Annotated in this window: 16 protein-coding genes; 10 read left to right on the forward strand and 6 right to left on the reverse strand. The window is 66.5% G+C overall.

What is annotated here, in order from left to right; genetic code table 11:
• Nucleotides 1–4 precede the first annotated feature (4 nt).
• From AC07Q9_RS02355 to AC07Q9_RS02370, 4 genes are read right to left on the reverse strand one after another with little or no spacing between them, the layout of a single operon-like run.
• Nucleotides 5–577: a phosphonate degradation HD-domain oxygenase gene (locus AC07Q9_RS02355; protein ID WP_070063972.1), complete on the reverse strand. Its 573-nt coding sequence runs from the start codon at nucleotides 575–577 to the stop codon at nucleotides 5–7.
• A gap of 2 nt (nucleotides 578–579) precedes the next feature.
• The gene (phnY, locus tag AC07Q9_RS02360) at nucleotides 580–2,028 is read right to left on the reverse strand and encodes a phosphonoacetaldehyde dehydrogenase (RefSeq protein WP_159274605.1); all 1,449 of its coding nucleotides are present in this window, start codon (nucleotides 2,026–2,028) and stop codon (nucleotides 580–582) included.
• Between the two features lie 21 nt (nucleotides 2,029–2,049).
• Complete coding sequence (gene phnA, locus AC07Q9_RS02365) at nucleotides 2,050–3,276, reverse strand: phosphonoacetate hydrolase (RefSeq protein ID WP_495307124.1); 1,227 nt, start codon at nucleotides 3,274–3,276, stop codon at nucleotides 2,050–2,052.
• 1 nt (nucleotide 3,277) lies between these two features.
• Nucleotides 3,278–4,024, reverse strand: a complete 747-nt coding sequence (locus AC07Q9_RS02370) for a phosphonate utilization associated transcriptional regulator (protein WP_062468781.1) — start codon at nucleotides 4,022–4,024, stop codon at nucleotides 3,278–3,280.
• Between the two features lie 160 nt (nucleotides 4,025–4,184).
• Here AC07Q9_RS02370 and AC07Q9_RS02375 point away from each other — a divergent pair, with 160 nt between their 5' ends.
• From AC07Q9_RS02375 to AC07Q9_RS02395, 5 genes are all read left to right on the forward strand, one after another.
• Complete coding sequence (locus tag AC07Q9_RS02375; protein WP_159277872.1) at nucleotides 4,185–5,222, forward strand: putative 2-aminoethylphosphonate ABC transporter substrate-binding protein; 1,038 nt, start codon at nucleotides 4,185–4,187, stop codon at nucleotides 5,220–5,222.
• 77 nt (nucleotides 5,223–5,299) lie between these two features.
• Nucleotides 5,300–6,442 (forward strand): putative 2-aminoethylphosphonate ABC transporter ATP-binding protein, encoded by a 1,143-nt coding sequence (locus AC07Q9_RS02380; protein WP_095744307.1) that lies wholly within the window; start codon nucleotides 5,300–5,302, stop codon nucleotides 6,440–6,442.
• Nucleotides 6,439–8,163: a putative 2-aminoethylphosphonate ABC transporter permease subunit gene (locus tag AC07Q9_RS02385; protein ID WP_495307126.1), complete on the forward strand. Its 1,725-nt coding sequence runs from the start codon at nucleotides 6,439–6,441 to the stop codon at nucleotides 8,161–8,163. The genes AC07Q9_RS02380 and AC07Q9_RS02385 overlap by 4 nt, the downstream gene beginning before the upstream one ends.
• A 61-nt stretch (nucleotides 8,164–8,224) precedes the next feature.
• Nucleotides 8,225–9,355, forward strand: coding sequence for a 2-aminoethylphosphonate--pyruvate transaminase (locus AC07Q9_RS02390; protein WP_495307128.1), 1,131 nt, complete (start codon nucleotides 8,225–8,227; stop codon nucleotides 9,353–9,355).
• 78 nt (nucleotides 9,356–9,433) lie between these two features.
• The gene (locus AC07Q9_RS02395) at nucleotides 9,434–10,885 is read left to right on the forward strand and encodes an MFS transporter (RefSeq protein WP_495307130.1); all 1,452 of its coding nucleotides are present in this window, start codon (nucleotides 9,434–9,436) and stop codon (nucleotides 10,883–10,885) included.
• Here the strand turns inward: AC07Q9_RS02395 and AC07Q9_RS02400 are convergent.
• Complete coding sequence (locus AC07Q9_RS02400) at nucleotides 10,882–11,817, reverse strand: LysR family transcriptional regulator (RefSeq protein WP_495307132.1); 936 nt, start codon at nucleotides 11,815–11,817, stop codon at nucleotides 10,882–10,884. The genes AC07Q9_RS02395 and AC07Q9_RS02400 overlap by 4 nt on opposite strands.
• 227 nt (nucleotides 11,818–12,044) lie before the next feature.
• Between AC07Q9_RS02400 and AC07Q9_RS02405 the strand changes: the two genes are divergently transcribed.
• Complete coding sequence (locus AC07Q9_RS02405) at nucleotides 12,045–13,019, forward strand: Bug family tripartite tricarboxylate transporter substrate binding protein (protein WP_495307133.1); 975 nt, start codon at nucleotides 12,045–12,047, stop codon at nucleotides 13,017–13,019.
• A 24-nt stretch (nucleotides 13,020–13,043) separates the two neighbouring features.
• Entirely contained in the window at nucleotides 13,044–14,546 is a 1,503-nt protein-coding gene (locus tag AC07Q9_RS02410) for a M81 family metallopeptidase (RefSeq protein WP_495307134.1), read from the forward strand.
• Nucleotides 14,547–14,558: 12 nt separating this feature from the next.
• Here AC07Q9_RS02410 and AC07Q9_RS02415 read toward each other — a convergent pair whose 3' ends face one another.
• On the reverse strand, nucleotides 14,559–15,851 hold the full coding sequence (locus AC07Q9_RS02415) for an SUMF1/EgtB/PvdO family nonheme iron enzyme (protein WP_495307136.1): 1,293 nt from the start codon (nucleotides 15,849–15,851) through the stop codon (nucleotides 14,559–14,561).
• A 167-nt stretch (nucleotides 15,852–16,018) separates the two neighbouring features.
• On the opposite strand from AC07Q9_RS02415, the gene AC07Q9_RS02420 reads away from it, so the two are divergent.
• The 3 genes from AC07Q9_RS02420 to AC07Q9_RS02430 all read left to right on the forward strand — a co-directional run bounded on the left by AC07Q9_RS02420 (nucleotide 16,019) and on the right by AC07Q9_RS02430 (nucleotide 18,679).
• Nucleotides 16,019–16,558 carry a TRAP transporter small permease subunit gene (locus AC07Q9_RS02420; protein WP_492677848.1) on the forward strand — a complete coding sequence of 180 codons (540 nt, stop codon included), beginning with the start codon at nucleotides 16,019–16,021 and terminating at the stop codon, nucleotides 16,556–16,558.
• 64 nt (nucleotides 16,559–16,622) lie between these two features.
• Nucleotides 16,623–18,161 (forward strand): TRAP transporter large permease, encoded by a 1,539-nt coding sequence (locus tag AC07Q9_RS02425; RefSeq protein WP_062468805.1) that lies wholly within the window; start codon nucleotides 16,623–16,625, stop codon nucleotides 18,159–18,161.
• Nucleotides 18,158–18,679 (forward strand): hypothetical protein, encoded by a 522-nt coding sequence (locus AC07Q9_RS02430; RefSeq protein ID WP_139701873.1) that lies wholly within the window; start codon nucleotides 18,158–18,160, stop codon nucleotides 18,677–18,679. Before AC07Q9_RS02425 ends, AC07Q9_RS02430 begins: the two co-directional genes overlap by 4 nt.
• Nucleotides 18,680–18,733: the final 54 nt, after the last annotated feature.

The raw sequence follows: 18,733 nt of genomic DNA on the forward strand, positions 1-18,733 counted from the left end.
TGCCTTAAGCGGTGGTGAGGGCTTGCCGGTGTTCGGCGGAACTGATCTCGAGGTGGCGCACGAAGTGCGCGAGGCCGGGCATGTCGGCATCGGCCAGCTTGGCCGTGTCGTCCCACTGCCGCAGGCGCACTGCGTCCATTGCATACGGCAGCGTCTCGAAGGCCTTGGCCTGTGCCTCGTCGAAGACGCCGCCCTGCAGTTGCAGGCTGCGCTTCGAATCGGGCGACAGCGCCTCCAGGTAGCCCGGCACGCGCGCGCACAGGAAGCGCTTGGCGTCCACATGCAGCCGGATCGGCTCCAGCGTGGCCGGGCCGAACAGAGCGCGCAGGAACGGCAGGCAGCGGTACTGGTGCAGGTCGTCCAAGCCCTGCTGCGTCGGCGTGCCGCCGAAGTCGTGCAGCAGGTGGCCCAGGTCGTGCAGCAGGGCGGCGGCGATCAGCGCGCTGTCCGCCCCCTCCTGCTCGGCCAGGTGCGCGGACTGCAGCGCGTGCTCCAGTTGCGTGACCGGCTCGCCGTCGTACTGCGCGTGGCCCTTGGTCTCGAAGAGGCCGACGATGTCGGGGATGCTGAGGCTCATGGTTACCAGGGCAGCGAGTAGGTCTTGGTGTTAGTGAAGCTCTTCATGGCCTCGAGCACGCCTTCCTTGTAGCCCAGGCCCGAGTCCTTGATGCCGCCGAAGGGCGTGAGCTCCAGCCGGTAGCCCGGCACCTCGCGCACGTTGACACTGCCCACGTTCAGCTCGCGGATGAAGCGCGTGATGTAGTCCAGGCGGTTGGTGCAGATCGACGACGACAAACCATAGGCCGTGCCGTTGGAGATGCGGATCGCCTCGTCGATGTTCCTGAAGCGGATCACGGGCGACACGGGGCCGAAGGTCTCGTGCTTGGCGACGGTCATCTCGGGATCGACGTGGTCGAGCACCGTCGGAGAGTACAGCGCGCCGCGGCGTTCGTTGCCGTAGAGCAGCTTCGCACCGGCCGCGATGGCTTCGTTGACGACGGCTTCGAACTGCTTCGCAGCTGCCTCATCGATCACGGTGCCCATGTCGGTGTCGGGGTCCATCGGGTCGCCGTACTTCAGGGCGCGGGTCTTCTCGACCAGCAACTCGACAAAGCGATCAGCCACCGCTTCATGCACCAGCATGCGCTTCACCGCCGTGCAGCGCTGGCCCGAATTCTTGTAAGAACCATTGGCAGCCAGCGTCGCCGCTTCTTCAATGTCCGCGTCTTCCATCACGATGATCGGGTCGTTGCCGCCCAGCTCCAAAATCTGGCGCTTGTAGGTGGCCTTGCCCGCGATGTACTTGCCGATGGGCACACCGCCGGTGAAGGTGACGAGGTCGACGTCGGCATTGGTCAGCAGCTCGTCGGCGATCTCCTTCGGGTCGCCCGTGAGCACCGACAGCATCTGCGGCGGCAGGCCGGCTTCGTACAGGATGTCGGCCAGCAGGAAGGCCGTGAGCGGCGTCTTCTCGCTGGGCTTCAAGACGATGCGGTTGTTGGTCGCAATGGCCGGCGCCACCTTGTGGATCACCTGGTTCAGCGGGTGGTTGAACGGCGTGATGGCGGTGATGGCGCCCAGCAAGGGCTCGCGCATCGTGTAGACCTTGCGGCTCTTGCCGTGGTGCGTGAGGTCGCAGGAGAACACCTGGCCGTCGTCCACCAGCGCCTGGTTGGCGGCGAACAGCAGCACGTCGGAGGCGCGGCCCACTTCGTACAGCGAGTCCTTGCGCGACAGGCCCGACTCGAGCGTGATGGTGCGCGACATCTCGTCCAGGCGCGAGGCGATGATCTCGCCGGCGCGCATGAGGATCTTGTAGCGCTCGTAGCGCGTGAGCGTGGGCTTGTAGTCGCGGGCGATGCGCAGGGCATGGCGCACGTCGTCCAGCGTGGCCTTGGGCACGGTGGCGATCACCTCGCCGGTGTACGGGTAGGTGACCTCGATGGTGCGGTCGCGGTGGACTTTCTCGCCCGCGATGCGCAGCGCTTCGCGGTGGACGGTGCCTGGCTTCAGGATGGCTTGGCTCATGGGTGCTTGCTCCGTGTGGCTTCAGCGTGCGTGGTTCAGGGCGAGGTCGAACGCATCGAAGTTGCGCAGCCGGCGGCCGGGGGCGATGCCTTCGACCGGGCGGTTGCAGATCAGCGGCACCTTCTGTTCGGACACGCCGCCGTGCGAGCGCAACGGCACTTCGAGTGCCGAGAGGTCGTGACGGCTAGCGGCCGTGCCGATGACGGTGCTTTGCTCGCTCACCACCACGATGTCGCCGATGCGGTCCGGCGGCAGCTCGAAGCGCTGCGCGGCTTCCTTGCGCGAGAGCACGAGTTCCATGCCCGGGATGCCCTTGATGCGTTCGATCCAGCCCGGCACGCCGGCTTCGTCGGGGGCGTACACCGTGGCGAAGGAGCCGAGCGCGCCGTGGTGCACCACATACGGGTCGGTGATCGGCAGGATCACGCGCGCGCGGTCGGGGCCGTACCAGCCATCGAGCACGTCCTGCAGGTAGATCACGTTCGGCGAGCCGTCCGCGCCGTGCTTGTCGTTCATGCCGTGGTCGGCCGTGAGCACGATGGTGGCGCCCAGCGCATCGAGCTGCGCGAGGTAGCCGTCCATCATCTTGTAGAAAGCGTTGGCGGCGGGGCTGCCCGGCGCCGCCTTGTGCTGCACGTAGTCGGTGGTCGACAGGTACATCAGGTCGGGGCGCTGCGACTCCATCAGCTTCACACCGGCCGCGAACACGAACTCCGAGAGTTCGGCGCTGTACACCGAAGGCACCGGCATGCCGACCATGTCGAGCACGTTGTCGATGCCGTTCTCTTCCATCGTCACCTGGTCCGACTTCTCGGACGAGAAGCAGATGCCCTTCATCTTGTGGCCCAGCAGCTTGCGCAGCTTGTCCTTGGCCGTGACCACCGCGAGCTTGGCGCCCGCGTCGGCGAAGGCCGCGAGCACCGTGCCGGCGCGCAGGTACTTGGGGTCGTTCATCATCACTTCCTGGCCCAGCTCGCGGTCGAAGAAGTAGTTGCCGCAGATGCCGTGCACCGCGGGCGGCGCGCCGGTCACGATCGACAGGTTGTTGGGGTTGGTGAACGAGGGCACGACGCAGTCGGCGAGCAGGTCGGCTCCGTCCTTGCGCATGCGGGCGATGTAGGGCGCCACGCCGGCCGCAATGGCCGCGTCGAGGTACGCCGGCTCGCAGCCGTCCACGCACACGACCACGATCGGACGCGCCATCCAGCGATAGCTCCTGGCATTGACTTCAAGTGTCTCCGGTGTCATTTCAGACTTCCTTTTGGGGTGGGTGGTTCGGGGTAGCGGTGGTGTTGCTGGAAGTGGCCGCATCGCCGTCGATGCGGCCGAAGGCCTTGTGCATGCGTGCGCGGCTGCCGGCCACGTGTTCACGCAGTGCGCGCCCTGCCGTGTCGGGGTTGCCGCTGGCAATGGCGTCGACGATGTGGCTGTGCTCGTCGGCCGAGACCCGCAGGCCGCCGCCGCTGTCGAGCGCGCGCATTCTGAAAAGGTGCAGCTCCTTGACGAGCCGCTTGTAGGTTTCGGTGAGCTTCTTGCTGCCGGCGGTGTCGAGCAGGATCTCGTGGAACTGCAGGTTGAGCTGCGCGTACTGCTCCACGTCCTGTGCCTGGGCCGCCGAGCGCATGGCGTCGACCATGGCGCGCAGGCGCTCCACGGCGTCGGGCTGGATGGCCAGCGCCACGCGCCGGCCGATGATTTCTTCCAGCGCCTCGCGCAGTTCGTAGATCTCGTCGGCTTCCTCGAACGCGATCTCGCGCACGAAGACACCGCGGTTCTTCTCGTTGCGCACGAGGCCGGCTTCTTCCAGGGCACGCAACGCCTCGCGGATCGGGCCGCGGCTGGTGTTGAAGCGCTGCGAGAGCTCGCTCTCGTTGATGCGGCTGCCCACGGGGAGCTCGCCCGTCATGATCAAACGCTCGATTTCTTCCTGCATCAGCATCGGCAACGAGCTGGACTGGAGGAACGCGAGGGCGGCGGAGTGATTGCTGGTGACCATGGGGCGTATTTTCCCGAATGATCGTCAACTGTCAACAATTTTTTATTGACAGTCATCAATCAGCAACCTACATTGCAAACACCGGATGGCGTTGCCCACACTCGCGCCGGCGCCAGCCCTCACCCTTCTTCAGTGACAGCCAGCCTTTCAGGAGAAACAGATGACGATGAAACAAAGCACGCGCCGTCTCACGGCCGCCCTGTGTGTTGCGGCCCTCGGCCTCATGTCCGGCAGTGCGTGGGCGCAAAAGACGCCGCTCCTGGTCTACACGGCGCTCGAGACCGACGCCATGAAGCTCTACAAGGACGCGTTCGAGAAGGCCAACCCCGACATCGAGGTGAAGTGGGTGCGCGACTCCACCGGCATCGTCACCGCCAAGCTGCTGGCCGAAAAAGCCAACCCGCAGGCCGACGTGGTGGCCGGCCTGGCCGCCAGCAGCCTGGCGCTGCTGCAGCAGGAAGGCATGCTGCTTCCTTATGAGCCCAAGGGCTTCAAGGAGCTGAACCCCGCCTACTCCGACGCCGCGCGCCCGCCCGCCTGGGTCGGCATGGACGTGTGGGCCGCCACCATCTGCTTCAACACGGTCGAGGCCAAGAAGCTCGGCCTGCCCAAGCCCGAGAGCTGGAAGGACCTGACCAAGCCCGTCTACAAGGGCACGATCTCGATGCCGCACCCCGCCTCCAGCGGCACCGGCTACCTCGACGTGTCGTACTGGCTGCAGAACATGGGCGACGCCGAAGGCTGGAAGTACATGGACGCGCTGCACCAGAACATCGCGCAGTACGTGCACTCGGGCTCCAAGCCCTGCAAGCAGGCGGGCGCGGGCGAGTTCCCCATCGGCATCTCGTTCGAGTTCCGCGCGCACCAGGTGAAGAAGTCGGGCGCACCGGTCGACCTGATCTTCCCCAAGGAAGGCCTGGGCTGGGACATCGAGGCCACCAGCCTCATGAAGACCAGCACGAAGCTGGCGCAAGGCAAGCGCTTTGCCGACTGGATGGCGAGCAAGGAAGCCAACCAGATCAGCGCGCGCTGGTGGGCCGTGGTGGCCTACCCGGGCGTGGTCTCCAAGCTGGAAGGCATTCCGGACAACTACGAGAAGCTGCTGGCCAAGAACGACCTGAACTGGGCTGCGAAAAACCGCGAACGCATCCTCGCGGAATGGAGCAAGCGCTACGAAGGCAAGGCTGAGCCCAAGTAAGCCCGACGGCATCCCCCGGTTTTCAATTCAAGGGTGCCGCCGCAGCTGGTGACGCCCTCCAACGACGAGTGCGAAAAATGGACATGACCGACACCCGCTTCATCGCCAGCCAGTTGACTCCCACCTCGGCCCCGCCCGCGGCCCTCGAGATCGTCGGCGTTCGCAAGGACTTCGAGACCTTCAGCGCGCTGCGCGACGTGCACCTGCGCGTGAACCCGGGCGAGATGCTGTGCTTTCTCGGCCCCTCGGGCTGCGGCAAGACCACGCTGCTGCGCATCATCGCGGGCCTGGAGACGCAGACCGCCGGGCAGATCCTGCAGAACGGCAAGGACGTCTCGTGGCTCTCGCCGGACAAGCGCGACTACGGCATCGTGTTCCAGTCGTATGCGCTCTTTCCCAACCTGTCGATCGCCGAGAACGTGGGCTACGGCCTCGTCAACAGCCGTGCGAAGCGGGGCGAGATCAAGGCGCGCGTCGACGAGCTGCTGAAGCTGGTCGGCCTGCCGACCTCGGGTGCCAAGTACCCGAGCCAGCTCTCGGGCGGCCAGCAGCAACGCGTGGCCCTGGCCCGCGCGCTGGCCACGCGGCCCGGCCTGCTGCTGCTGGACGAGCCGCTGTCGGCGCTCGACGCGCTGGAGCGCATCCGCCTGCGCGGCGAGATCCGCCGGCTGCAGAAGCAGGTCGGCATCACGACCATCATGGTCACGCACGACCAGGAAGAGGCGCTCTCGATGGCCGACCGCATCGTGGTGATGAACCACGGCGTGATCGAGCAGGTCGGCACGCCGATGGAAATCTACGAGCAGCCGGCCACGCCCTTCGTGGCCGACTTCGTGGGCAAGGTCAACGTGCTGCGCGCGATGGCGCTGGGCAACCAGCGCTTCCAGGTCGGCGACATGGAGCTGCAGTGCGACGCCTGCGACGGCGCCTTCGAGCCCGGCGACGCGGTCAACCTGTACCTGCGGCCCGAAGACCGCGCGGTGGAACACCTGCGCGAGGACACGCCGAACCGCCTGCAGGCCAAGGTCACGAAGGTCGAGTTCCTGGGCGGCCTGTGCATTGCCGAAGTGACGGCCGACGCGCTGCACGGCCAGACGCTGGGCCTGCACTTCTCGCTGAACCAGCTGCACGACCTGGACATCCGCGAAGGCAACACGATCGACATCGCCCTGCGTGCCAACCGCATCCGCGCCTTTGCCGCGCGCACGTCGAAGCCATGAACACGCTGGCACACCCCCGGCCTGTGCTCGCTGCACGCCCTGCGCTGCGCTGGAGCCGCGACGAGACCATCGCGCGCGCCATCCTGTTCGTGGTGATGGCGATGCTGTTCGTGTTTCTCATCGCGCCGCTGCTGACCATCCTGGCCCACGCGGTGCAGGACAAGAACGGCCGCTTCGTCGGCCTGGCCCACTTCATCACCTACTTCCAGACGCCGAGCCTGCTGCGCGCGGCCTGGAATTCGATCTGGGTGTCGGCCGCGGTGGTGATGATCTCGGTGCCCACGGCCTTCGTGTTCGCCTACGCGCTCACGCGCAGCCGCATGCCGGCGCCGCTGAAGGCGGTGTTCCGCCTCATCGCGCTCATTCCGCTGCTCGCGCCCTCGCTGCTGTCGGCCATCTCGTTCGTGCAGTGGTTCGGCAACCAGGGCGCACTCAAGTTCCTGCTGGGCGGCGCCTCGATCTACGGCGCGCCCGGGATCATCCTGGCCGAGGTCTACAACACCTTTCCGCACGCGCTGATGATCCTGGTCACCGCGCTGTCGCTGGCCGACGGCCGGCTGTACGAGGCGGCCACCGCGCTGCGCACGCGGCCCCTGCGCCAGTTCATGACGATCACCCTGCCCTCGTGCAAGTACGGCCTGATCAGCGCGGCCACGGTGGTCTTCACCTACGTGGTGAGCGACTTCGGCGCACCCAAGGTGATCGGCGGCAACTTCAACGTGCTGTCGGTCGACGTGTTCAAGCAGGTCGTGGGCCAGCACAACTTCTCCATCGGCGCGGTGGTGGGCATGCTGCTGCTCGTTCCGTCGATCATTTCCTTCGTGATCGACTACGTGGTGCGGCGCAAGCTGAAGGCGCAGCTCACGGCGCGCTCGGTGCCCTACACGCCCAAGCCGCGCAAGCTGGCCGATGCGCTGCTCACGCTGTTCTGCACCGTGGTCTGCAGCCTGCTGCTGGCCACCATCGGCATGGCGATCTACACCTCGGCGATCTCGCTGTGGCCGTACGACCTGTCGTTCACGCTCAAGCACTACCACTTCGTGCTGGTGGAAAGCGACATGGCCGCCGCCTACGGCAACAGCCTGCTGGTGGCCATGGTCACCGCGGTGGCCGGCTCGCTCATCGTGTTCGTGGGCGCCTACCTGATCGAGAAGACGCGCAACCTGGGCCTCATGCGCAAGGGCATGCACCTGATGGCGGTGCTGTCGATGGCGGTGCCGGGCCTGGTGCTGGGCCTGGGCTACGTGATGTTCTTCAACCATCCGTCCAACCCGCTGAACTTTTTGTACCAGACGATGGCGATCCTGGTCATCTCGATGGTGGTGCACTACTACACCTCGAGCCACCTCACGGCGGTGACGGCGCTCAAGCAGATCGACAACGAGTTCGAGGCCGTGTCGGCGTCGCTCAAGGTGCCGTTCTTCAAGACCTTCCTGCGCGTGACGGTGCCGGTGTGCCTGCCGGCCATCCTGGACATCGGGCGCTACTTCTTCGTGGTGTCGATGGCCAGCCTGTCGTGCGCCATCTTCCTGTACACGCCGGAGACCATCCTGGCGTCGGTCGCGATCATGCACCTGGACGACGCCGGCGACATCGGCCCTGCGGCCGCGCTGGCCAGCCTGATCGTCGTTACCTCGACGCTGGTGTGCATCGCCTACGCGCTGCTCACGCGCGTGCTGCTCGCACGCACGCAGGCCTGGCGCAACCTCGGCCGCGGCTGAACGAACGCTTCACCCTTCGCCCCCTTTTGCCCCTCATTCCCTTTCCCTGCCTGGAGACACCATGAGTCAAGCCGCCCACCCCATCCTGCTCACGCCCGGCCCCCTGACCACCTCGGACCGCACCCGCCAAGCGATGCTGCGCGACTGGGGTTCATGGGACGCCGACTTCAACCAGATCACGGCGCGCATCCGCAAGGAGGTGCTCAACATCGTGCACGGCACGGGCACCCACGAATGCGTGCCCCTGCAAGGCAGCGGCACCTTCTCGGTCGAAGCGGCCATCGGCACGATCGTGCCGCGCAACGGCCACGTGCTGGTGCCGAGCAACGGCGCCTACTGCCAGCGCCTGGCCAAGATCTGCAAGGTGCTGGGCCGCAAGCTCACCACCATCGACTACACCGAAGAGAAGCAGGTCTCGCCCGCCGACGTCGACCGTGCGCTCGCGGCCGACCCCAGCATCACCCACGTCGCGGTGGTGCACTGCGAAACCGGCGCCGGCGTGCTCAACCCGCTGCACGAGATCGCGCTCGTTGTCGCCAAGCACGGACGCGGCCTGATCATCGATGCGATGAGCTCCTTCGGCGCGCTGGAGATCGACGCGCGCAAGACGCCCTTCGACGCCGTGGTCGCCGCCTCGGGCAAGTGCCTCGAAGGCGTGCCGGGCATGGGCTTCGTGGTCATCCAGCGCAGCACGCTCGAGAAGTGCGAAGGCAACTGCCACTCGCTGAGCATGGACCTGTACGACCAGTGGGTCTACATGGAGAAGACCACGCAGTGGCGCTTCACGCCGCCCACGCACGTGGTGGCCGCACTCGACACCGCCATCGCGCAGTACATCGAGGAAGGCGGCCTGCCCGCACGCGGCGGGCGCTACACGCGCAACTGCAAGGCGCTGGTCGACGGCCTCGCCACGCTGGGCTTCCGGCCCTTCCTCGACCCGGCCATCCAGGCGCCGATCATCGTCACCTTCCATGCGCCCGACGATGCCAACTACAACTTCAAGACCTTCTACCAGGAGGTGAAGAAGCGCGGCTACATCCTCTACCCCGGCAAGCTGACGCAGGTCGAGACCTTCCGTGTGGGTTGCATGGGGCACTTCGGCGACGCGGGCATCCCGGGCGCGGTGGCGGCGATTGCCGACACGCTGAAAGCCATGGGCATCCGGCAGGTGACGGCGGCCGTCGCGGCCTGAAGCCCCTCTGAGCAGACCGGCGCATTGCAGCGCCGGTCCTACAACGCAGGGGGTGATGCGCTTCGCATAATGCCCCGCATGACGGTTCTGCGCAGCGACATCCCTGCCCGCCTGGACCGCCTGCCGTGGTCGCGCTGGCACTGGCGCGTGGTGATCGCGCTGGGCGTGGCCTGGATCCTCGACGGCCTCGAGGTCACGCTGGTGGGCTCCGTCGGCGCCGTGCTGGAGCGGCCCGACACGCTCGGGCTCACGGCCGCGGAGATCGGCTGGTCGGGCTCGATCTACATCGCGGGCGCGGTGATCGGCGCGCTGGTCTTCGGCCGGCTCACCGACCGGCTCGGGCGCAAGAAGCTCTTCCTGCTCACGCTCGTGGTCTACACGCTGGGCACGCTGGCCACGGCCTTCTCCCCCAACTTCGCCTTCTTCGCGCTGTGCCGCTTCGTCACGGGGCTGGGCATCGGCGGCGAGTACGCGGCCATCAACTCGGCCATCGACGAACTCATTCCGGCGCGCGTGCGCGGGCGCGTCAACCTGGCGATCAACGGCAGCTTCTGGATCGGTGCGGCGCTCGGCGCGGCGCTGAGCCTCGTGCTGCTCGACGCGCGCGTGATCGGCCCCGTGTGGGGCTGGCGTGCGGGCTTCGCGCTGGGCGCGGTGCTGGCGGTGGCGATCCTGCTGGTGCGACGCCACGTGCCCGAGAGCCCGCGCTGGCTCATCGCGCACGGACGCGCGGATGAGGCCGAGCGCATCGTCGCGGACATCGAGCGCGAAGTCGAAGTGCAGCACGGCCCGCTGCCGGCCGCACAGGGCCACGTGATGTACACCGCCGCGCGCCAGAACAGCCCGCCGATGCGCGAGGTGGCGCGCGTGCTGCTGCGGCGCTACCCGGCGCGCAGCGTGGTGGCGACGGCGCTGATGGTGTCGCAGGCCTTTTTCTACAACGCGATCTTCTTCACCTACGCGCTGGTGCTCACACGCTTCTACGGCGTGGCCGAAGGCCGCGTGGCGCTGTACATCTTTCCGTTCGCGCTGGGCAACGTGCTGGGGCCGCTGCTGCTGGGCCCGCTGTTCGACAGCGTGGGCCGGCGCAAGATGATCGCGGCGACCTATGTGCTGGCCGGCGTGGGCCTGGCGCTCACGGGCTGGGCCTTCATGCAGGGCTGGCTCGACGCGCGCAGCCAGGCGCTGTGCTGGTCGGCGGTGTTCTTTCTTGCGTCGGCGGCGGCCAGCTCGGCCTACCTGACCGTGAGCGAGGTGTTCCCGCTGGAGATGCGCGCCATGGCCATCGCGATCTTCTACGCCATCGGCATGGGCGCGGGCGGCTTCGCGGCGCCGGTGCTGTTCGGGATGCTGATCGAGACCGGCAGCCGCGGCGCGGTGATGGTGGGCTACCTGATCGGCGCCGTGCTGGTCATCGTCGCGGGGCTGCTGGCGTTGCGCCACGCGGCCGATGCGGAACGCAAGCCGCTGGAGGAAGTGGCGCCGCCGCTGTCGTCGGAGGCCGGCGGCATCACGGGCACAAGCGACTAGGCCGATGCCGTTCGGTTGCCGCGCTCACGGGCGGCACCAATCTCTCGCGTCAACCAGCTTCCAAGGGATTGGACCGCCTCCTGCTTCCTGGAGACGGACGGCCAGCAGTAGTAGTAGGACCTTTCCGCAGGAAGCAACTTGTCGTGCAGGCGAACCAGCGCGCCGCGCCGATCCCCGGCGGGCACGAACTCCGGCGGCAGCAGCGCGACGCCCAGGCCGGCGACCGCTGCTTCGTAGGTGAGCAGAAGCAGCGAGTGACTTCCGCCCACATAGTCGATGCCCACGTTCGGCACGCCCGCATGCGCGAGGTACCTGAGCCACGTTCCGTCCATCTCCTTGAGTCCGATCGCGGGAATTCGATCGAAGTCGCTCAGACGCGAGACGCCCAGCCGCTCCAGCAGGCCCGGCGCCGCGTAGGGCGCAACCTCGATCCCGCAAAGCCTGACCCCTTCGCAGTCGGCCGGTGGCTGCACGGCATTGACGATCGCGGCATCAATGGCGCTGGATTCAAAGTGGACACTGCCCGTGTGCGGCATCACGTTGACCTGCAGCGCGCCCTGTTCCGAATAGTAGGCGGGCAGGTTGGGGATGAACCACAGGTTGCAGAAGCTTGCCGCCACCGAGATGTTCAGCACATTGCTCTGCACCGAACCCATCTGCATTTGAAGCGTCGCGGCCCGAAGGGATTGAATGATGGGCCGGATGAGCTCACGGAACTCCGCGCCCTGGCTCGTCAACTTCGGCCGCTGCTTCTCACGGGAAAACAGCTTCACTTGCAGCAGGGCTTCCAGATCGATGACCTGGCGACTGACAGCACTCTGGGTGAGTCCAAGGTGCTGGCCTGCCTTGGTAAAGCTCAGCGTTGTCGCCGCCTGCTCGAAGACGATGAGGCTGTCGATGGAGGGAAGCGCAGCGTGGATGCTTCTTTTCATGAGTTTTTCGCATGAAACTCATGCGCCAACATTGGTAGCCAGGGTGCGAGCGCAGACCTAGGATTGCCTTGATTTCAAAGAAGAAATCGTTGACGGCTCGCTCACGGGGGCCGTCTCCTCCAAGCCCAACTTCATAGCAATTTTATGATGAACCGCATAGTGCCGAGCAAGGCGTACAGCACCCGTACGCCAGGCCCCAGCACTCGCACACAGCCCCGGGATCCACCATGAATCGTCGCGACTTCACCGGAGGCGCCTTCGCGAGCCTCTTCGTACTTTCCACGCCGAGCAGGGCCGAGGCATGGCCCACGAAGCCGGTCAAGCTCATCGTCCCTTTCGCGGCGGGGAGTTCTCCCGACACCACCAACCGGGTGTTCGCCAACCAGTTGGGGCAGGTGTTGGGGCAGCCGGTTGTCATCGACAACCGCCCGGGCGCCAACGGCATCACGGGAACCATCGCGGGGCTGACCTCGCCGCCCGACGGGTACACCCTGATTTCCATCAATGTCGGAACACTGGCCATCAACCCCTTCCTGTTCCCCAAGCAAAAGTACGACCCCTTGCAGGACCTGGTCCCGATTGCCCTGACGGCATCCACGGCGAATGTTCTCGTCGTCCGGCCGACGCTGCCGGCGAAGACCGTCCAGGAGCTCACGGCCTATGGCAAGGCGAATCCGGGAAAACTGAGCATGGGCTCGTCCGGTACGGGAACGACCGGTCACCTGAGCGGCGAGTTGTTCAAGGAACTGACGGGCCTCGAGGCGATCCATGTCCCCTACAAGGGGTCGTCGGCCGCCTACACCGACCTGGTCGCGGGCCGCATCGACTTCATGTTCGACAACCTGGTGTCCGTCGGGCCGTACGCCAAGGATGGTCGGGTCAAGGTGCTCGCGGTGACCTCCGCGCAACGCACGGATCTTCTGCCCGACGTTCCCACACTGCAGGAACTTGGCTTGAAGGGCTATGAGACCGTGTCCTGGGGCGGTGTCGCGGCCCCGAAAGGGACACCCCTCCCCGTGGTCCAAGCGTTGAAGAAGGCCGTGGAAAAGGCAAACACCGCAGCCGCCAGCCTCGAGTTCTATCGACTGACCGGAGTCAAGCCCCTGGCTCCGATGACAGACCTTCAATTCGTTCAGTTCGTGAAGGCCGAGCAGGAAAAATGGTCGGCGCTTGTTCGCAAGAGCGGCGCTGCCGCAAGCTGACGGCGCCTCACAGAGATGAGCTTCATGGACAAGAAGAAGATCCGCATCGCCGTCCTTCACTTCTCGCACGAGACGGTCACCTTTCTCCCGAACGACACCGAGCTCTCGGATTTCATCTACGAGGGATCGCCATGCAAGGACGAGGCGTTGTTGCGGCACGACCCCAAGGGCTACATCGGCGGGTTCGTGGCATGCGCGAGGGAGTACGCCGACGTCGAGCTGGTCGGCATCGAATCGCCGCTCTTCCCGAAAACCGGCATCGGCTCGGGCTGGGTGACCACAGAGGCCTATGAGCACTTCGTTGGCGCCATGCTTCGCGACATCGAGGCACGCGGACCCTTCGACGGCGTCTACATGGCCCTGCACGGCGCCATGGCCGTGCGTGGCATTCCACGCCCCGAGGCAGAACTCGCTGCACGGGTGAGGCAGCGCGTGGGGCCGACGGCCGTGCTGGGCGCAACGTTCGATCCCCATGGCAATGAAGACGAACAGTTCCTGGCCGCCGCAGACCTCGCGTTCTGCGTCAAGTACTACCCGCACTACGACATGCATCTGCAAGGAGAGCGCACCGCGCGCACCATGGTGCGAACGATCAGGGGCGACTATCGGCCGACCTGCGCGTGCATCAAGGTTCCCATCATTTCCGCGACCGTCCTCCAATGGACTGGCGCATCCCCCTGGATGGACCTGGTGCAGCGCGCGCTGACGTGGGAGGCGCGCGAGCCCGACACCTACGTGAACATCTTCTTCGGTTTTCCCTGGGCCGACACGCCCGACGCAGGAATGACCGTCCAGGTCATCTCGAACAGAAACCAGACCCTTGCGGACCGCGTGGCGAAGGACATGGCCCAAACGGCATGGCGGCTGCGAAGCCAGTTGCTCGGCTCCACCACGGTCCACACCATCGAAGACGGTGCGCGGCTTGCGCTGCAGGCGGCGGCTCGCGGGCGATGCCCCGTCGTGCTGGCGGACCACAGCGACCGATCGGGCCATGCGACAAAATTGCTCACGGAAATGCTGCGCCTCGATGCCCGAAGGACCCTGTTCGCAACCATCGCGGACGGCGCGCTGGTCCAGCAACTCCTCGCCCGGAACGCCACGCCGGGTGACGCGTTCGACCATGCTCTCGGTGGGCGGGTCGACGCATCGGCCGGCGAGCCGGTGCGGATCAGCGGATCGATTCTCGCCACGGGAATCGCCGCAGATGCCACCGGCAGCCGGGCGCAATGGATCAGCGTGCGCTTCGGCGATGAGAACGTGATCGTCGTGAGTTCGAATCTCATGCAAATCACCGAACCGGAGATGCTGGAAACCATGGGCCTTGATCCGCGGCAATTCGACGTCATCGCCATCAAGTCCCGGGTCCACTTTCGGCGAGGCTTCCACGACAGCGGCTTCTCCCCGGAGATCATCCTGGTGGAACCTGCCGAGCCGTTCCTGGGCACAACGCGGCTCGAGGGGCTGCCCTATGAGAATCTCAGCCTGAGCGACTACTACCCCTACGGCAGAGAGGCGTTCGACCTCTAGCGCTCGACTGGGTCACAGACTGCAGGTGCGAAAGCCGAAGAAGCCGTCGTCGCTGTCGGGCAGCGCAAAGCCACGGCGACGCGGCGAGCGCAGGCGCGCACGCGTCGCGAACGAGGCGCCGCGCAGCACGCGCGCGCGGCCGAAGGCGGCCACCGGATCGAACTCGCCGCCGGCGCTCCACGGATCGGCCCGGAAGCCCGGCCAGGGTTGCAGCGTGCCTGCCGTCCACTCGTGCACGTCGGCCCAGCGGAAGCCCCGCCGCGCGGCCGTGTGGGCCGCGATTTCCCATTCGACCTCGGTCGCGATGCGCCGGCCGGCCCAGCGCGCCCAGGCGTCGGCCTCCCACCAGCTCAGGTGCACGGCGCTGTGGTGCCCGGCCGCGCGCACGGTGACGCCGAAGCGCTGCTGCAGCACCGAGCCGCCGGTGCCGTTGCGCGACACGCCGATCTGCTCCACATGGCGCGGCCCGCGCCGGCCTTCGGTCTGCGCGGCGAGCCAGCGCCAGCCGTCGCCGTGCCACAGCTCCTCGCGGTCATAGCCGCCGTCGTCGACGAACTCGATGTACTGGTCCCAGGTGACAGGCTGGGCGTCGATCTCGAACTCGGGCACGTCGACGCGGTGCGCCGCGCCTTCCTGCGCGAACTGAAAGCCGCTGTGCTCGGGCAGGCCGAGCTCCCAGCGCGTGGCCGGCAGCAGCAGCGGTTCGCGCGTGACGGCGGTGGGCGGCTGCTCGATGTTCAGCGGCAGGCCCAGCGTCTGCGCCAGCACCACGAGCTGTTCGCCGCGCAGGTCTTCATGGAAGAGCGCGAGCCGGTAGAAGTACAGGCCGGCATCGGTCTCGGCGGCGTTCTCTAGCAGCTCGAGCGTACTTTCGAGGGTTTCGAGCAGGTAGGCCTTGGTCTGGCCCAGGCCGGGCAGGTCGGGCGACCAGCAGCGATCGGCGGCGCCCTGGGCGGGGTTCCACCAGTCGTCGGCGTCGGGGTCGATGGCGGCCAGCCGCGTGGGGCGCACGGGGCAGTCGATGCCGAAGGCCCGCTGGGTGTTGCGCCCGATCCACCATTCGGCGAACCAGCCGATGTGGCCGGCCAGCCAGACCGGCGGCAGCACGGCCGGCTGCTGCGTCACGCGCATGCTTTCGCCCAGCGCCTGTTCGAACAGGGACAGCAGGTGCAGTGTGTGGTTGCGGGCGTCGATGAGGGCCAGCGAGAGCAGGTCGCGGCCGGCGCGGCGCATGTCGGGGGAGTCGATCGACAGGGGCGGGCTCGCCGCACCGAAGGGCGTCGAAGGCGGCGGGCTCGAAGACATGGGCCATTATGGCGACCGCCCGACAGGCCCTCTGGCGACGCGGATTCCGGGTAAACCCGAGTTTGTGTCAAGGCAATACTAAGGTTCACCGAGATACCATTGCGGGCTTTGCGCGCAGCCCCCACCAGGGGCCGGCGCTTCACCTTGGGCTTCGCGGGAGACACCCCTTGTCTGTATTCCTCAAATTCGCGGCCGTCATGGACTGGATCAGCGAAAAATTCGGCAAATTTGCCGGCTATGCGGTTCTGGCCGCGTCGCTCATCTCGGCCGCCAACGCCTTCGTCCGGTACGGCTTCGACTTCAGCAACAACGCCTTCCTCGAGATCCAGTGGTATCTGTTCGCCGCCACCGTGATGCTCGGTGCGCCAGTGGTGCTGCGCTACAACGAGCACGTGCGCGTGGACATCCTCTACGGCAAGCTCAAGGGCCACGGGCCGGTGTATGTCGACCTGTTCGGCCTGACCTTCTTCCTGCTGCCGGTGATGGGCCTCATGACCTACCTCACCTGGCCGTTCTTCTGGAACACCTGGGTGTCGGGCGAGATGTCGGGCAACATCGGCGGGCTGATCCGCTGGCCCGCCGCGCTGCTGATGCCCGTGGGTTTCTGCACGATGTTCCTGCAAGGTGTCGCCGAGATCATCAAGCGCATCGCCTACCTGCGCGGACTGATCGAGATGAACACGCACTACGAGAAGCCGGTGCAGTGATGGCGTTCGTCGCGCTTCGCCAGACCGCCCCGACCTTTCCCGCACCGCAGGACACGTAGACATCATGCACATGGAAAATTTTGCCCCGATCATGTTCGCGGGGCTCGTGGTGATCATGCTGATCGGGTTTCCGGTCGCGTTTTCGCTCTCGGCCCTCGGCCTGATCTGCGGCTTCTTCGCCATCGAGATGGGCTGGTTCCCGGCCGGCTTCATGGCCAACCTGCCGCTCAACGTGTTCGGCATCCTGTCGAACGAGACGCTGCTGGCCATTCCGTTCTTCACGCTCATGGGAGCGGTGTTAGAAAAATGCGGGCTCGCCGAGGACATGCTCGACTCGATGGGCCAGCTCTTCGGCCCGATCCGCGGCGGCCTGGGCTACTCGGTGATCATCGTGGGCTTCATCCTCGGCGCCATCACCGGCACGGTGGCCGGCCAGGTGATCGCGATGGCGATGATCTCGCTGCCGGTCATGATGCGCTACGGCTACAACATGCGCTACTCGACCGGCGTGCTCGCCGCCTCGGGAACCATCACGCAGCTGGTGCCGCCCTCGCTGGTGCTGATCGTCATGGCCGACCAGCTCGGCACCGACGTCGGCCAGATGTACAAGGGCGCCTGGGGCCCGTCGATCCTGCAGGTGGTGATCTTCGCGATCTACACCTTCCTGGTCTCGCGCATCCGTCCGCACTACGTGCCCGGCCTGCCCGCCACGGCGCGCACGCTGCACGGCTGGGCGCTGTGGGGCAAGTGCCTGCGCGGCATCATTCCCTCGGCCATCCTGATCTTCGCGGTGCTCGGCTCGATGGGCGGCCTGCCCTTCATGGACAAGGCCATCGCCACGCCGACCGAGGCCGGTGCCATGGGCGCGGTGGGCGCGCTGGTGCTGGCGCTCATTCACCGGCGCCTGAACTGGGCGCTGATGAAGGACGCGATGGAAGGCACCATGCGCCTCACGGCGATGGTGGTGTTCATCCTGATCGGCTCGCGCGTGTTCTCGCTGGTGTTCCAGGGCGTGGACGGTGCCAAGTGGATCGAGCACATGCTCTCGGGCCTGCCGGGCGGCCAGATCGGCTTCCTGATCGCGGTCAACATCTTCGTGTTCTTCCTGGCGTTCTTCCTCGACTTCTTCGAGATCGCCTTCATCATCCTGCCGTTGCTGGGCCCCGTGGCCCACAAGCTGGGCATCGACATGGTGTGGTTCGGCGTGCTGCTGTGCGTGAACATGCAGACCTCGTTCATGCACCCGCCCTTCGGCTTCGCGCTGTTCTACTTGCGGGGCATCGCCGACACCCTGTTCAAGAACGGGGCGCTGCCCAAGAAGGTGGAGTCGCGCGACATCTACCTGGGCGCCGTGCCCTGGGTCGTGATGCAGCTGCTGCTGGTGGCCATCGTGATCTTCTTCCCGCAGACGGTGACCGTGTTCCTCGAGAAGGAAAAGGTCGTCGACATCGACAAGGTCAACCTCGACATGCCGGTGGACCCGAACGCGCCGCCCGCCACCGACAACGGCGTGAACATGGAAGACCCGTTCGGCAACCAGAAGACGCCCGAGGAAACGCCGGCGCCGGCGGCCCCGGCTGCGGGCGAAGCTTCCAAGCCGTGAGCGACGCCCGCCCCGGCGACGCCCCGAACGACCACCCCGCGACGACAGAAGGCGGCCCGCTCGAAAGCGCCGCCTTCCCGCCGCTGCTGCGCACGCTGGCGGTGGTGCTGGTGGTCGATCTCTTCGCCTTCGCGCTGTGGAGCCTGCCGTCGCTGCGCACCACCAGCTGGTCGGCCACCAGCCTCTTCGTCTTCGGCGTGGCGGGCCTGTGCGTGATCTGGGTCGGCTACTGGATCGTCTACAGCCGCACCCGCCTCGAAGGCGACGTGCTGACGCAGACCTGGCTGTGGAACAAGCGCGTGAGCGCGCAGGACGTGGCGCAGCTCAAGCTGGTGCACATCCGCATGCTCGAGCGCGTGATCGCGCCGCGCCTGCTGGTGCGCCGGCGCTTCGGCGGCATCACCTGGTTCCACGCCTACGACCCGCAGGTGCTGATCGCGTTCGGCGAGCAGGTGGCGATGCGCACGCTGCCCTCCGCGCCACCGCCCTCTCCCGACCCCGACCCCGCGTCCAAATGAAAAAAGCCCCGCCGAAACCGGCGGGGCTTTTTTTCTTGTGAGGTGCGAAGCGCC

Source organism: Variovorax sp. GW821-FHT09A10, assembly GCF_059418385.1.

Bases quoted from the DNA above. Each gene is read 5' to 3' on its own strand.
- AC07Q9_RS02370 (WP_062468781.1), bottom strand. From the start codon at position 4,024: ATGGTCACCAGCAATCACTCCGCCGCCCTCGCGTTCCTCCAGTCCAGC.
- AC07Q9_RS02410 (WP_495307134.1), top strand. From the start codon at position 13,044: ATGGACAAGAAGAAGATCCGCATCGCCGTCCTTCACTTCTCGCACGAG.
- phnA (WP_495307124.1), bottom strand. From the start codon at position 3,276: ATGACACCGGAGACACTTGAAGTCAATGCCAGGAGCTATCGCTGGATG.
- AC07Q9_RS02390 (WP_495307128.1), top strand. From the start codon at position 8,225: ATGAGTCAAGCCGCCCACCCCATCCTGCTCACGCCCGGCCCCCTGACC.
- AC07Q9_RS02380 (WP_095744307.1), top strand. From the start codon at position 5,300: ATGGACATGACCGACACCCGCTTCATCGCCAGCCAGTTGACTCCCACC.
- AC07Q9_RS02400 (WP_495307132.1), bottom strand. From the start codon at position 11,817: ATGAAAAGAAGCATCCACGCTGCGCTTCCCTCCATCGACAGCCTCATC.
- AC07Q9_RS02415 (WP_495307136.1), bottom strand. From the start codon at position 15,851: ATGTCTTCGAGCCCGCCGCCTTCGACGCCCTTCGGTGCGGCGAGCCCG.
- phnY (WP_159274605.1), bottom strand. From the start codon at position 2,028: ATGAGCCAAGCCATCCTGAAGCCAGGCACCGTCCACCGCGAAGCGCTG.
- AC07Q9_RS02355 (WP_070063972.1), bottom strand. From the start codon at position 577: ATGAGCCTCAGCATCCCCGACATCGTCGGCCTCTTCGAGACCAAGGGC.
- AC07Q9_RS02395 (WP_495307130.1), top strand. From the start codon at position 9,434: ATGACGGTTCTGCGCAGCGACATCCCTGCCCGCCTGGACCGCCTGCCG.
- AC07Q9_RS02405 (WP_495307133.1), top strand. From the start codon at position 12,045: ATGAATCGTCGCGACTTCACCGGAGGCGCCTTCGCGAGCCTCTTCGTA.
- AC07Q9_RS02375 (WP_159277872.1), top strand. From the start codon at position 4,185: ATGACGATGAAACAAAGCACGCGCCGTCTCACGGCCGCCCTGTGTGTT.
- AC07Q9_RS02425 (WP_062468805.1), top strand. From the start codon at position 16,623: ATGCACATGGAAAATTTTGCCCCGATCATGTTCGCGGGGCTCGTGGTG.
- AC07Q9_RS02385 (WP_495307126.1), top strand. From the start codon at position 6,439: ATGAACACGCTGGCACACCCCCGGCCTGTGCTCGCTGCACGCCCTGCG.